The following is a 12,870-nucleotide window of genomic DNA, read 5'->3' as shown; positions in this document are numbered from 1 at the left end:
AGCTCCTGCTCGACGCGATGTGCGGGGGGGGGTACGGGCCTACCTCCGGCTGTATGGTCTCGATATCTCCTATCCCCTCGACCGCGGCGTCGAGGACGACGACCGCCTCCGCGCCCTCGCTCGACGTGGTCGCGGAGACCGATCCCACGCCGGCGTACGCACCCGATCCCACGGACCAGCGGGTGTGGCGATGTGTCGACTGTGGCCAGCGTTTCTGGAAGGGGAGCCACTGGCGCGAGATGCGGGACACGCTCGCGGCCGTCTCGGGGGAACGCGGCTAGAACGGGGCGTCGCTGGTCGTCGTCTCGTCGCTGGCCGTCCCGTCGCTCGTTTCGGTGGCTTCGAGCGAGCGCTCGTCGTGCCACGCGGTGAGGCCGCCGGCGAGGCTCTCGACTTCGCCATCGACGGCTTCCGAGGATCGGAGCAACTGCATCGCCTGGCGGCTGGAGATCCCCTTCGGGCAGACGGTCACGACGCGCTCGGCGTCGGCGAACTCCTCGGCCCGCCGCGGGATCTGGTCGAACGGCACGTTCTCGCTGTCCGGGATGTGGCCGCGGTCGAACGCGCTCGGGGAACGGATGTCGACGACGCGAACCTCGTCGTCGGTTCCGAGCAGGTCGTCGAGCTCCGCGGGCGTGATCTCGTCGTCGTCGGCGTTCACGTCCCGACTAGCGGTCTCGTGTGAATAAACCCGGTGTTCGGTGCCGGAGCTGTTCCTGTCAACCGCTCCGTCGAGTTACCGGACTCAGTCGCCACCGCCGCCGAACAGCGCCCGGAAGGTTCGCACCAGGTCGAGGATGTTTTCGAGGGTGTTGTCGATGCTGCGGATGAGGCCGTTCAGCCAGTCGAGCTGCAGGACGGTGGCCTCCACACCGGCCGCCACGTGGAGCGAAGCGGCCAGCTCTACGTTCGTGACGGCGACGGCGATCACGACGACGGTCGCTATGCCGACTATCGCGGGAGAGGGTTTCATCTGGCGGGCCTTTCGTCTCGTCCCCTATGTACTTCTCGGCAGCATTAGCCGGGAATGGTTTGAATGGACGACATCTCTGTTAGCAACTGTCCTGCTTCAGAAGATTGTCGTCCTTCGTATCGTTCGCTGCCGTCCGGACGTATTTTGTCCCATCTGATTCCGTGACAGCGTCTACATCAGTCCTACTGCCGTTGTGTTTCACATAGAACACCTCGCCGTTTTTGATCCTGTCGTGAATCCGTTCCGGCGTATAGGTGTTAGTCCCACCCCCTTGTGCTGGAATTCCTATCGTCGTGATCTCTGTGCAGTCATCGGGATCGCTGCCTTCCGTGTTGACGCATTTCAATTGATATGCCATCGCAGTAAACAGTACTTGCCAAACAATTGTAATTGTTTCTTCTAGTCATTTGGTGTGAGGATGTTATTATTCTATATAGCCGAATACTACGTAGATGTAGTGTAATTGCCCGGATAATGGGGCGAGCAAGTAGGGGTACATATCCTCCTTTAGAGGGTAAAAAAACATTTTTCCCTATACATCTCGGTTGATAATGTTATTTATGAGTGTGATCTCGTGTTCCCATTTCTCGATCTTTGAGGCGGAATTCTGAATCTCTCCCTCGCGGTAAGACTTGGCTTGAGAGAGGCTATCCTCCGTCTTACTAGCGTACTCAAATATAAAGTTCAAATCTTCGAGCGGAAGTTCGTCTTTTCGCTCAACAACAAATATGAGCGCGCCTTCCGCGAATCGCTTGAGAATAATCAGATCATTCTCCTCAACACTCACTGGTCCTCCACGATGGACTAAGCGATTTCTCTTTTTAGATAGTCTTTCAATGGTTACATCTGCTATTTCGTGTGGTTCTGACCAAGCAACGGATTGAGCGCGCCAGAGAGCCTCATCAGAGGCATAATTCTGGTCAGCAGTGAAAGTGATCGCCTCTAGGCACCGCCAGTAGTTCAACAGTGCCTGATTATTGCTGGGTTCGGTCATAGCCGAAAAGAAAGCCGAGAAGCCTGTCATCAAATGTGTCTCAATTTCGCTATTTGGTGAATTGAAGTCAGGTAAGTCAAGGTACACATCGTTGAATCGACTACGACGCCCTGGACCAAGCCGATACGCTTCCCGAGGATCATAGTCTCCGTCAGAAAACACACCACTTGGAACCCCGCCAACCATTGTGAAGTAACCAAGAGGCTCCCTCAAGAGAGCTTGACCTTGATTCCAAGAGGACGAATTGATCGTCGCTGTGAGCTGCTGAAGATTTGAAGCTAATGTGATTTTCCCAAGCAGAATAGATAAAGCACTACTGACAGTATCGACTGCAAACTGCTCATCAACGGCAGAAATCGTCGATTTCCAGAACTGCTGTGTGCTGAAAGGACTTGTATGAGGTGGACGGATAGGAAGATCCTCTACAAAATTCTGATAAAACGAGTCTTCATCAGTATATTCTACGTATTGATCCCATTCTTCGTCTGATACTTTCTCAAATGTCACATTGAATGTCGTTGTCGGAAGTGAAAAAACACTCCCTTCACGGTACATAAAATTCACGGGGAAGTAGACTGTGATGTCGGACTGATCGGATTCGATATTTCCCAGCATCGTTTCGAAGTTCTCATGAAACGATGAAACTGGATTTTGGTTCGATTCGTCAATTTCTGAGAGAATACCGCGAACACGAGACCGCAATCCTTCATGCGATATGTTAAAGTCATCATGGTCTTCTGTGACTTCCTCTATGATAGCGTCGATAATGATATTGAGATTTGCGTCAGGACCGTCAACAAAACGATTCTGGTCAGCAGTGTCAATTTGCTCAACCGCGAGTTGAACCATCTCGTAGAGTTCCATTCACATAAGATTAACAAAGAGACGCATATTAAGTTGAAGGGGCCGGGTGATACCCGCGATACCCTGGATTATCAGCGTTCACTATCTCACATAGTTTGGATAAGCAGGCAATACCTTGCGGACCTCGTCGGAGTGATAAGCGTTGTCGGCCATTAGAAGTCGTTCATGCTACCGCTTTAGACGGGGTGGAACCGTCCTCGCGCGTTACAGCAGCCCCTCCTCGCTCGCCAGCAACAGCCCCTCGATCGTGGCGTCGTTCGCGGGTTCGGTTCGGGCGACGTCGAGCGCCTCCGCGACCGGAAGCGACGTCACGGTCAGGAACTCGTTCTCGTCGAGGTCGCGGTCGGTCGGCGTGAGCCCCTCGGCGAACACCACCGCGCGGCGGTGGCGGAGCACGCCGGTGGCGACCCAGTAATCCTCGAGCAGCGAGACACCCGAGGGCTCGTAGCCCGTCTCCTCGCGGAGTTCGCGCGCGCCGGCCGTCGTCGCGGATTCGCCGTCCTCGACGATGCCGGCGGGGAGTTCGAGACACTGCTCGCCGATCGCGGGCCGGTACTGGTCGACCATCACCAGTTCGTCGTCGGCGAGCGCCACCACCACGACCGCCGCCGGGAGCTCGGCCCAGTAGTACTTCTTCTCGCTGCCGTCGGGCTGTTCGACCAGGTCGTAGCCCCCGGTGTACCAGCCCGTCTCGTACTCGGCGACCGACTCGATGACGCGCCAGTCGTGGGCCGAGTCCGCGGGGTCGTTCATACCGCCCCTCCACCCGCCGAGCGCTAAACGGTGGCGCTCTCGGGCCCCCAATCGGCGTTCGGGGTCGAGACCGTCAGTAGACGGCGTAGAGGAGCAGGTAGACCACGATCCCGAGCGTGAACGAGACCAGCCAGAGCGAGGCGGCGACGCGACCCACGCGGGGGTGGTTCGTCGCCGGGAGTTCGGCCACCTCGTGGGTCAGCGCGAGCAGGAGGACGTAGTAGAGCAGCGGGATACAGACGATGGCGAGCAGGATGTGGATCCCGAGCACCGGGAGGTAGACGAACTGGTACACCGAGTCGGGGCCGGGGAACGGCGACGGGCCGACGAGCGAGACTCGATAGAGGTAGAGCACGAGGAACGCGACGAACAGCCCGACCGTGACCAGCATCGATCGTCGGTGTCGGTCGACTGCGCCGCGCCGGATCGCGCGCCAGCCGACGACGATGGTGCCGATGGCGACCGCGCTGAGGACGGCGTTCACGTGTGGAATCGCGTCGATGACCGCCTCGGGCGCGGTCGGGGCGACGGTCTCGAACACGCCGAGGACCGCCCCGAAGACCAGGGCGAGCGATATCACCGAGAGAACGCCCGTCACCGCCGGAACGTGGTCGCGGGTTCGAAACGCCATGTCGGCTACAACGGTCGGGAGGGTTTGTAGCTACTCATCCCGCACGAAATCGCCGAACTCCGTCTGGCCGTCGCGGCGTGCTCGCGTCCCGGTCGTGGCTTCGGGATCCGTAGCGGGGTCGCGGTCGACGCCACCGTCGGCGCGACCGCGGTCCGTCCCCTGGGCTTCGAACCCGTCGAGGCTCGCCTGCTCACCGGATTCGAACGAGAGGTTCGAGACCCGAACCCCCACTTTCCTGACTTCGGCCTCGCGGAACTCGCCGAGAAGGTCGAGCGCGACCTCACGAACGAGGTCGGCGTCCGCCACGGGGCCGGGCAGCGAGCGCGCCCGGGTGTTGACGTCGAACGGCGGCGTCACGACCTTGATCCCGATAGTGCGATAGAGCGCGTTCTCGCGCTCGGCGCGCTCGGCGACGGCGGCCGCGAGCCGCCGCACCCGCTCGCGTTTCGCCTCCACCCCGTCGGTGGCCTCGGTGAACGCCGACTCGCGCGAGAGGCTCTTCGGCCGGCCGACCGGCGTCACCGACCGCGTGTCGTCGCCGCGGGCGAACCGCCGTATCTCCCGACCGCGCTCGCCGAACTCCGCGTCGAGTTTTCGGAGTGGTGTCGCCGCGAGGTCGCCCGCGGTCTCGATCCCCATGTCGTGGAGTTCGCGCGCCGTCACCGGTCCCACGCCGTAGACCGTCTCGACGTCGAGCGGCGCGAGGAAGTCCGCGACCTCACCCGGGGGAATCGGCACGAGCCCATCGGGTTTCTCGTGGTCGGCGGCGACCTTCGCCGCGCTCATGTTCGGCGCGACGCCGACGCTCGCGACCACCCCGACCTCCCGCTGGATCCGCTGTTTGACGTGCCGGGCGTAACCCGTCGCGAGCGCCCGCCCGTCGACGCGCTGCCACGAGGTCCGTTCGGTGACGTCGAGGGCCGCCTCGTCGATGCTCACCTCCCGGACGACGTCGGCGCAGTCGTGGAGGATCCCCCTGACTTCCTCGCTCACCGACTGGTAGTAGTCCATGTCGACCGGTCGGTAGTGGCCGACGACCTCGTCCGGGTCGGCCGATTCCACGGAGCGCGGGAGGCGTTCGAGCGCGGTCGAGATGGGCTGGGCGCTCTCGACCCCGTGGGATCGGGCCTCGTAGCTCGCGGTGGCGACCGCACCGTGGGTCTCGCCGTCCTCGTAGCCCATCCCGACCACGACAGGTTTCCCGTCGAGTGCGGGCTCGCGGCGGCGCTCGCAGGCAGCGTAGAAACAGTCCATATCGACGTGGAAGACGATCGAGGCATCACCGTCGGCGACGCCCGGCAGGCGCGCCTCCCCGCGCTCGGCCATACCGAACCGACGCCGCTCGACACCATGAGCTTTGGCACCCTCGTTCCGTATGTCACTGCTCGGAACGGTCCCCCTCCGTGGGAGTCACCGACACAAAACTTATTACGAATAATTAACTACGTTGAACTATGTCTGACGCCGTTTCAGTCCAGTCCCGCCCCTTCCGACGGATCCGCCGTGCGCTCTCGCTGGCCTACACGCCCGAGGAGAGCAACACCGGTCGTATCGATAGGCCGTAACGCTCGCGAAACGACGGCACTGCTGGGGGTGAGTTTTCGGTGATGATTCGAGTCGGAAAGCGAATGGGTCGCGGAATTGCTCGCCGCGAAGAAGTGGGGTCGGAGGGATTTGAACCCCCGATCGACTGATATCTCCGGTGTGCGCCTCGGTCCTCCAGAGGGTCGTCACGGCGGGTGGTGATCAGCCGCCCGCTCTGTATATCAGTCTGGAGTTTCGTCACCGAGCGCGTTGCCTCTGGAGTCAGTCGCCATGCCTGGCTTGGCCACGACCCCGCAGGCGAAGGCAATGCCGGCGCAGGTAAACCCATTTCGGTCTCTCGCCGGACGGCGAGCGCGCGAAATCGCCCCACGACGTGCGGCTTATACGGGATTCGGGCGTGCGAACGGCATGGACTACGAACTCACCGAGGAGCCGCCGACGCCGCGCGAGTTCGTCGCGCTTCGACGGGCCGCCGGGATGGGGGATCGGACTATCGAGGCCGCCGAAACGGGCCTCGGCAACGAGTGCGTCGCGGTCTCGGTCCGTGCGGACGGCGACCTCGTGGGGATGGGCCGGGTGGTCGGCGACGGCGCGACCGTCTTCCAGGTCGTCGATATCGCGGTCGACCCGGATCATCAGAGCCGCGGCCTCGGGCGGCGGGTCATGGAGCGCCTCGTCTCGTGGCTCGACGCCAACGCGCCGCCCACCGCCTACGTCAACCTCATCGCGAGCGAGCCGGAATTCTACGAACGGTTCGGGTTCGAGACCTGTGCGCCCACCCTCGTCGGGATGGACCGCCCCTCGGAGTGACGACCGTTCCAACCGGACCGGACCGGGGCCGCCGCAGTCGGAAGCCATTCGACCCGATCGAGGCGGTAGTAGGTCGCCGACGGAATCCGTTCGCGGGGCGTCCTCGTCGGTGTCGAACTTACCGTCGTCCCACTCGCGTTCGGTGATCGGCACGGTCGTTCGGACTCGCGTCCGATATCGGCCTAGAGGTCGATAGTCCGGCTACTCGCGGTCGGTGTCGTGCCACTCGCATTCCTGGCACTTCTGCCCGGTGACGAACTCCGCCACCGAGGGCATGTAGCCGACTTCGAGGACGTTGCTACCGCACTCGGGGCAGTCCCGGTCGGCGTCCGCGATCGGTTCGGCGTCCATCACGTCGTCGCCCTCGATGATGGCGGCGAGGCGTTTGGGGGTGACCATCCGTCCTTCCACGACGCGGTTTTCGGCCATGTGAAGGGCTGAGGGGCTGCGGCCCTAAACCCTTACAGCCACGGCGCGCGGTCGGGACCGACGTCGGAATCGTCCGCCGCCGGGTCCGCCGGGTCCGCCGCTGCGTCGTCGTCCGAGGGGTCCTCGTCCGGCTCGTCGCGGCTGCGACCGGGGTCGAACGCGAGCAGTGTCGTGACCGCGAGCACGGCGAGCGCGAGCGGCGCGTCGCTGGGGACGAGCCCGAGCACCGAGAGGCCGAGCACGCCGAGCGCGACCGCGCTCCCGAAGCGGAAGCGGTCGATGTGTACGGTGTCGTGGAGCCACGGGCTGGCGAGGGCGACCGAGAGCGCGAAGGCGACCCCGACGGTCGCCGCGAGCGCGCCGCGGGCCACGAGTTCGAGGTCGGGCGTCACCACGAGCTGGGCGTTCGCGGGGTCGACGCTCGCGACCATGCCGAGGCCGACGATCACGGCCGGTCGGGGGAGATACTCGCCGACCTGCGCGCTCGCGGTCTTGGCCGCGACCGCGAGGATCACCAGCGCGGCGAAGCGCTCGAAGACCGCGAGGTCGATCAGGCTCCCGATTGTGGGTGCGAGCGCGGTCTCGACCGCCGCGAGGGCGATGACCGGAATCCCGACGACGAGCGTGGTCTTTGCTCGTTCACGGCGCGAGCCCTCCATCTCGGCGAGGACGACCGCGACCGTGGCGCTCCCGCCGAAGACGAGCAAGCCGACCTCGAGGATCCCCGTGGCCGTCGTGAGCGTGCCCGCGAGCACGAGCGCGGGGAAGATCCCGTCGACGAGCGGGAGCGCGAGGACGGTCGCGAGGAGACGGGCCGCGCCGCCGACCTGTCGCTCGAGGCGGAGCGCGACCGGGTGTTGGGAGTGGCTCACGGGGAGCGATGGCCCTGTCCCGGGACCGACGGGTGGTGTGAGTCACGTCGCAAGGAAGCCCGGCCGTGCCAGGCGTCGGTGACTCGCGTCGCCGTGGTGAAAATAGTGTGTGCGGTGGTGGTAAACTTCGCGAGGGGCTCGGCATCGAAGGTCGTCCGACCGACGCGGCACACACTGAGCGGACTGGCGACGTCCATACCATCAATACCGTTGATACAATCATAAACGTTCTGTGAGATTGGGCCACACGACCCGTAAGCGGTGGTCGCCCCCGTCCATCCGGTCGCCCTCGACCTCGACGGCCCGGTTTCTGGGGGCGGTCGCGGTGCGGTGCAGTTGCGGTGTGGGTGTGGTCCGGTGCCGTTGGCGCGCGCTCGCGGCCGGTCCGAACGACAGTGAGGGCCGGCCGCGGACACTGTGCGAGGGATGAGCACCACAGAGAGCGAGCGAAGCGATGCGAACGAGGAGCACAGTCGGCTGGGGAGGCGTGTGGCTGTCGTGGGGCGGTGTTGTGCGGGGCGGTAGCGGAGTGAGGAGTGATCGTACCGCGAACGAGGCCGTAGCCGAGTGAGCGGGCCGACGACTGACTGCAAGGAAGGAGGAGGCTTTTGATCCACATTTTGCTAGGGAGCGAACGAAGTGAGCGACCGCAGCAAAAGGTGGGGGTTTTGACCCCCGCCCGCCCAGACCCCGCGTGGAAAACGTCACCGACCGCATCAGCAACCCGTTCGGGATGCGCCCGCCCTGCGAGCGGTTCGTGCCGGGCTACGGCGACGCCAACGCGGACTTCCATCTCGTCGGCGACCATCCCGAGAGCCACGGCGGCGTCGAGACGGGCGTGCCGTTCACGAACGCCGCCGGTCGCCGCCTGCTCGGGGTGCTCGCGGGCGTCGGCCTGCTCTCCGACCCCGAGTCGGACGCGCCCGAGGTCGAGAACCTGTTCTGTTCGTATCTCCACCTCTGTGTGGCCGACGGCGAGCCCTCGGCCGACTCCTACGTCGACAACGAACGCTTCTTCGACGCGGAACTCCGCGCCATCGGGGCGCACGTCCTCCTGCCGGTCGGCGAGCGCGCGACGCGGTACGTGATCCGGAACTACACCGCCCGGACCATCGAGCCGTTCGAGATGGGGGCCCTCCACGCGACCGAGATCCGCGGGAGTGGCTGGCTCGTGATCCCCATCGAGGACCCGAGCGAGTGGGACGGCGACGAGGCCGAGCGACTTCGGGAGGCGCTCGAAACCCTGCTCGCGACCGACTACCGCCGCGAGACCGACCTCGGCCGGTTCCTCCCCGACGAGGACACCTACTTCGTCCGGTAGCGGAAGGTGGCGGTCAGTCGGCGGTCGAATCGGTCTCGGCCGTGCGGTCGCGGAGTTCGGTCCGTCGGATCTTTCCGGTGACCGTCTTCGGGAGGTCGTCGACGAACTCGACCTCGCGGGGGTACTCGTGGGCCGAGAGCTCCTCGCGGACGTGGGTCCTGATCCCTTCGGCGAGGTCGTCGCTCGGATCGTAACCCCCGGCGAGCACGACGTAGGCCTTCACGATGTTGCCGCGCTCGGGGTGGGGTTTGGGTACCACGGCGGCCTCGGCCACCGCGGGGTGCTCGCCGAGCGAGGATTCGACCTCGAACGGGCCGATGCGATAGCCCGACGAGAGGATGACGTCGTCGGCACGGCCCTCGAACCAGAAGTAGCCGTCCTCGTCCCGATGCGCGAGGTCGCCCGAGCGGTACCACCGCCCGTCCGAACCCTCGACGAAACACGCCGCGGTCTTCCCGGGGTTGTTCCAGTACTCGGCGAAAAAGCAGGGAAAGTCGCCGCGGTGGGCGATCTCGCCCGTCTCGCCAGGTGGCAGCACCTCCCCGGTCTCGGGGTCGACGATGGCGGATTCGATCCCGGGCAGGGGTTTGCCCATGCTCCCCGGCCGGAGCTCCATCGTCGGGTAGTTGTTGATCACCATGTTCCCGGTCTCGGTCTGGCCGTAGGTGTCGAGCACCGTGACCCCGAGCGCGTCCTCGGCCCACTCGACGACTCCCGCCGAGAGCGGTTCGCCGATCGAGAGCGCGTGGCGCAGGTCGAGGTCCGCGTCGAGGACGTCCTCGTTGGCCCGGAGCATCCGATAGGCCGTCGGCACCGAGAAGAGGACGGTGATCGGGTACTCCGAGAGCAGGCTGGCCCACTCTTGAGGACTGAACTCGCCCTCGTAGGCGAACTGGCTGGTGCCCCAGAACCACGCTCCGAGGGTGTTGATCGGGCCCGTCAGCCAGCCGAGGTCGGCGGTCGACCAGTAGAGGTCGTCGTCGCGGAGGTCGACCGCATACCGTTGAGTGGCGGCGACCCCCGCAACCCAGCGGTGTCTGTGGAGCACGCCCTTCGCCAGCCCCGTCGTCCCCGAGGTGTAGTACAGCAGCGCGTCGTCCTCACTCCCGGTCCGCACGAGGTCGTAGTCGGTCCCCGCGTCGGCCATCGCACGTTCGTAGTCGACGTCGCCCTCCTCAATGCCGTCGCCGCGGTCGATGGTGACGACCGTCTCCACCGTGGGGACGTCGGCGAGCGCGCGCTCGACCGTCTCGCGGTTCGCCGAGGTCGTCACGACCGCCGTCGCGTCACAGTCGACGAGCCGGTAGGCGATCCCCTCCGGCCCGAAGCGCTCGTTGACCCCGCCGAAGACCGCGCCGCGTTTGAGGGTCCCGACGAGCGCGACGTAGTGGGCGGGGATCCGGGGGAGGTAGGTGAACACCCGGTCGCCGCGCTCGACGTCTTGGTTCTCCAGCAGGTTCGCGAACCGGTTCGACCGCTCGGCGAGGTCGTCGAACGTCAGCGTCTCGCGCTCGCCCTCGACGCCGGCGTACTCCAGCGCGACCCGGCCCGACCCGTCGGCGTGGCGGTCACAGACCTCGTGTGCGATGTTGAGTTCGTCGGGGGCGTCCCAGTCGGCTTCGTCGTAGATATCGGTCCACGAGAACGACTCGCGCGCGGCCTCGTAGTCGGGGAGGTTGTGCGTCGCCATCCCCTCGAAGTGAGTCGGCGTGCTAATTAGGTGTATCTATCGTGTAACTCGTACCCGCACCCCTAAATCACGAGAGGGGTTCGACGAGAGACGTGAGCGCCGCCCGCGGGTCGTCGGCCTTCGCGACGCCGCTCGCGAGCAGGACGCCCTCGGCACCCAGGTCGCCGGCGGCGTCGAGGTCCTCGCCCGTCGAGACCCCCGCACCGCAGAGCACGTCCACGGAGTCGTCGACCGCTTCGGCCGCCGCGACGGCGTCCTCCACGATGTCCGGGTCGGCCTGGCTCACCGAGACGTCGCCGCCGATGAGTTCGGGCGGTTCGACCGCCACCGCGTCCGGGCCGAGTGCCGCCGCCGCCCCGACCTGGTCCGGGTTGTTGGCACAGACGACGGTTTCGAGGCCCGCGCGCTCGGCCGCGTTCACCGCGCCGTCGACGTCGGCGAGCTTCAGCCGTTTCTCGGAGTGGTTGATCAGTGTGCCGACCACGCCGGCGTCGGCGACCGCCTCGGCGAGCGCGCTCCCGGTGTGGCTACCGTGTTCCACAGGGGAGACGTGCTGGGCCCAGGTTTCGACGCCCGTCTCGGCCACGCGTTCGAGGTGGGCGGTCTGGGGTGCGACCGCGATGCGAACGCCCGACTCGTCGGCGACGTCGTGAGCGACGGTGGCGATCTCGACCGGGTCGGCGGCGTAGGCTTTCAGGTTGACGAGAACGAACATGCTCGAAGGAGTCGGGCCGTCGATAAAGGTGTTTGCCGATGCGGTTCGGGGTTCGTTCGCGACCTCAGGAGTCCTTTCGCTGGACCACGTCGCCGAGGGTGTACGCACCCGTCGAAGCGCCGCCCTCCCACTCGGTGTCGTCGACGCCGCCCTCGGTGAGGGTGATCTCGAGCCGGCGTTCGAGTTTGGTCTGGACCGAGTCGCTCGGGAGGCTCGCGCCGCGTTCGAGCTTCCGGATGAGGCTCGCCTTCTCGTTGAGTTCCTTTGCGAGCTCCTCCTGGGAGAGTCCGGCACTCTCGCGCGCCGTCCGGATCTGCTCGTCGTAGTCCTGGACGATCTCGTCCATGTCGTCGAACATGTCGCGTCGCCGGCCGCCGCCCGACCCGCCGGAGCTGGCGGTCGAGCCCGACCCGCCCGCGTCCGACGACCCGCTCGAATCGGTCGAGTACTTCGTGGAGGTCCCGCTCGTGGACTGCTGTTCGACCTCGGTGCCGAAGTCCGCACAGTCCCCACAGACGTCGAGCTCCGCGCCCTCGATCTTCACCGTCTTCGGGGAAGATGTCTCCGTACCGCACATCTCACACTGGACCATACCCCGTCAAAGGAAGCCCGCGTGTATAAACCGTCCGTCGCCGCCCCGGTTCACCGACTCCCGGTCGAGAGCGCCGAGAGCGCGTGGTAACACCGCTGGAGCGCGGTGACGTGGCCGACGACCGCGAGCACCGCGAGCAGCGCGCCGACGAGCGTGACCCCCGCCACCGAGAGGTCGACGACCCCCGAAACGAGCGTGACGAGGCCAATGAGGACGAGGCGGTCGGCGCGCCCGAGGAGGCCACCGTAGACCCGGTCGAGCCCGACGGCCTGGGCCTGGGTGCCGAGATACGAGGTCATGAACACGCCCGAGACCGCCACGAGACCCAGTACCGGTCGGTCGACCCCGAGCGCGAGGCCGATCACGAGCACGATGTCCGCGTACCGGTCGAGAACGTGGTCGAGGAAGTCGCCGGCGGGCGAGGCGGTGCCGAGCCGTCGGGCGAGCGCACCGTCGAGGAGGTCGAGCGCGCCATTGAGCCCCACCAACACCGCGCCGACGAGGTACCACCACGCGTCGCCGCCGGCGAGCCAGTAGGCGACGGCCGCCATGGCGGCGAGCACGAACGCGATGGCGCTCACGCCGTTCGGGGTCAGCCCCGCTCTCGCGGCGAGCCCGACGAACGGGTTCAGGAGCCGGTCGGCGGTCGAACGGTACTGGTCGAGGGTCATCGGTAGGTCA

16 protein-coding genes and 1 tRNA gene are annotated in these 12,870 nt (G+C 65.4%); 3 read left to right on the top strand and 14 right to left on the bottom strand.

The window, feature by feature from the left end; all coding sequences use genetic code 11:
• The first annotated feature begins 53 nt into the window (after positions 1–53).
• Positions 54–281: a Mut7-C RNAse domain-containing protein gene (locus tag C447_RS06925; RefSeq protein ID WP_007692258.1), complete on the top strand. Its 228-nt coding sequence runs from the start codon at positions 54–56 to the stop codon at positions 279–281.
• On the opposite strand, the gene C447_RS06920 is transcribed toward C447_RS06925, so the two are convergent.
• The 8 genes from C447_RS06920 to C447_RS17625 form a co-directional block, all read right to left on the bottom strand.
• Positions 278–661, bottom strand: a complete 384-nt coding sequence (locus C447_RS06920; protein WP_007692257.1) for a rhodanese-like domain-containing protein — start codon at positions 659–661, stop codon at positions 278–280. The genes C447_RS06925 and C447_RS06920 overlap by 4 nt on opposite strands.
• An 84-nt stretch (positions 662–745) precedes the next feature.
• Positions 746–973, bottom strand: coding sequence for a hypothetical protein (locus C447_RS06915; RefSeq protein ID WP_007692256.1), 228 nt, complete (start codon positions 971–973; stop codon positions 746–748).
• Between the two features lie 79 nt (positions 974–1,052).
• Complete coding sequence (locus C447_RS17140) at positions 1,053–1,331, bottom strand: DUF3892 domain-containing protein (protein ID WP_079255061.1); 279 nt, start codon at positions 1,329–1,331, stop codon at positions 1,053–1,055.
• A gap of 174 nt (positions 1,332–1,505) precedes the next feature.
• The gene (locus tag C447_RS17630; protein ID WP_152416139.1) at positions 1,506–2,831 is read right to left on the bottom strand and encodes a HEPN domain-containing protein; all 1,326 of its coding nucleotides are present in this window, start codon (positions 2,829–2,831) and stop codon (positions 1,506–1,508) included.
• Between the two features lie 204 nt (positions 2,832–3,035).
• Positions 3,036–3,584 (bottom strand): NUDIX hydrolase, encoded by a 549-nt coding sequence (locus tag C447_RS06900; RefSeq protein ID WP_007692241.1) that lies wholly within the window; start codon positions 3,582–3,584, stop codon positions 3,036–3,038.
• A gap of 73 nt (positions 3,585–3,657) precedes the next feature.
• Positions 3,658–4,215 carry a DUF420 domain-containing protein gene (locus C447_RS06895; RefSeq protein ID WP_007692239.1) on the bottom strand — a complete coding sequence of 186 codons (558 nt, stop codon included), beginning with the start codon at positions 4,213–4,215 and terminating at the stop codon, positions 3,658–3,660.
• A gap of 30 nt (positions 4,216–4,245) precedes the next feature.
• Positions 4,246–5,541 carry a DNA polymerase IV gene (gene dinB, locus C447_RS06890; RefSeq protein WP_007692237.1) on the bottom strand — a complete coding sequence of 432 codons (1,296 nt, stop codon included), beginning with the start codon at positions 5,539–5,541 and terminating at the stop codon, positions 4,246–4,248.
• Between the two features lie 333 nt (positions 5,542–5,874).
• Positions 5,875–6,053: transfer RNA gene (locus tag C447_RS17625), tRNA-Trp, on the bottom strand.
• 115 nt (positions 6,054–6,168) lie between these two features.
• Here C447_RS17625 and C447_RS06885 point away from each other — a divergent pair.
• Entirely contained in the window at positions 6,169–6,570 is a 402-nt protein-coding gene (locus tag C447_RS06885; protein ID WP_007692234.1) for a GNAT family N-acetyltransferase, read from the top strand.
• A gap of 201 nt (positions 6,571–6,771) precedes the next feature.
• On the opposite strand, the gene C447_RS06880 is transcribed toward C447_RS06885, so the two are convergent.
• Together C447_RS06880 and C447_RS06875 are read right to left on the bottom strand one after the other, a co-directional pair.
• On the bottom strand, positions 6,772–6,999 hold the full coding sequence (locus C447_RS06880) for a DUF5795 family protein (RefSeq protein ID WP_007692232.1): 228 nt from the start codon (positions 6,997–6,999) through the stop codon (positions 6,772–6,774).
• 32 nt (positions 7,000–7,031) lie between these two features.
• Positions 7,032–7,871, bottom strand: a complete 840-nt coding sequence (locus C447_RS06875) for a DUF5794 domain-containing protein (protein WP_007692227.1) — start codon at positions 7,869–7,871, stop codon at positions 7,032–7,034.
• 694 nt (positions 7,872–8,565) lie between these two features.
• Between C447_RS06875 and C447_RS06870 the strand changes: the two genes are divergently transcribed.
• Positions 8,566–9,192 carry a uracil-DNA glycosylase family protein gene (locus C447_RS06870; protein WP_007692225.1) on the top strand — a complete coding sequence of 209 codons (627 nt, stop codon included), beginning with the start codon at positions 8,566–8,568 and terminating at the stop codon, positions 9,190–9,192.
• A gap of 13 nt (positions 9,193–9,205) precedes the next feature.
• Here C447_RS06870 and C447_RS06865 read toward each other — a convergent pair whose 3' ends face one another.
• From C447_RS06865 to C447_RS06850, 4 genes are all read right to left on the bottom strand, one after another.
• The gene (locus tag C447_RS06865) at positions 9,206–10,882 is read right to left on the bottom strand and encodes an acyl-CoA synthetase (protein WP_007692222.1); all 1,677 of its coding nucleotides are present in this window, start codon (positions 10,880–10,882) and stop codon (positions 9,206–9,208) included.
• A gap of 67 nt (positions 10,883–10,949) precedes the next feature.
• A complete protein-coding gene (tpiA, locus tag C447_RS06860; protein WP_007692221.1) occupies positions 10,950–11,597 on the bottom strand; it encodes a triose-phosphate isomerase in 648 nt (215 codons plus the stop codon).
• A gap of 64 nt (positions 11,598–11,661) precedes the next feature.
• A complete protein-coding gene (locus C447_RS06855; protein ID WP_007692218.1) occupies positions 11,662–12,189 on the bottom strand; it encodes a multiprotein bridging factor aMBF1 in 528 nt (175 codons plus the stop codon).
• Positions 12,190–12,239: 50 nt separating this feature from the next.
• Positions 12,240–12,860 (bottom strand): CDP-alcohol phosphatidyltransferase family protein, encoded by a 621-nt coding sequence (locus C447_RS06850; protein WP_007692216.1) that lies wholly within the window; start codon positions 12,858–12,860, stop codon positions 12,240–12,242.
• Between the last annotated feature and the right edge of the window lie 10 nt (positions 12,861–12,870).

Origin of the sequence: Halococcus hamelinensis 100A6 (assembly GCF_000336675.1) — an archaeon.
GTDB lineage: Archaea > Halobacteriota > Halobacteria > Halobacteriales > Halococcaceae > Halococcus > Halococcus hamelinensis.
This window is presented reverse-complemented; position numbering and strand designations above follow the sequence as displayed.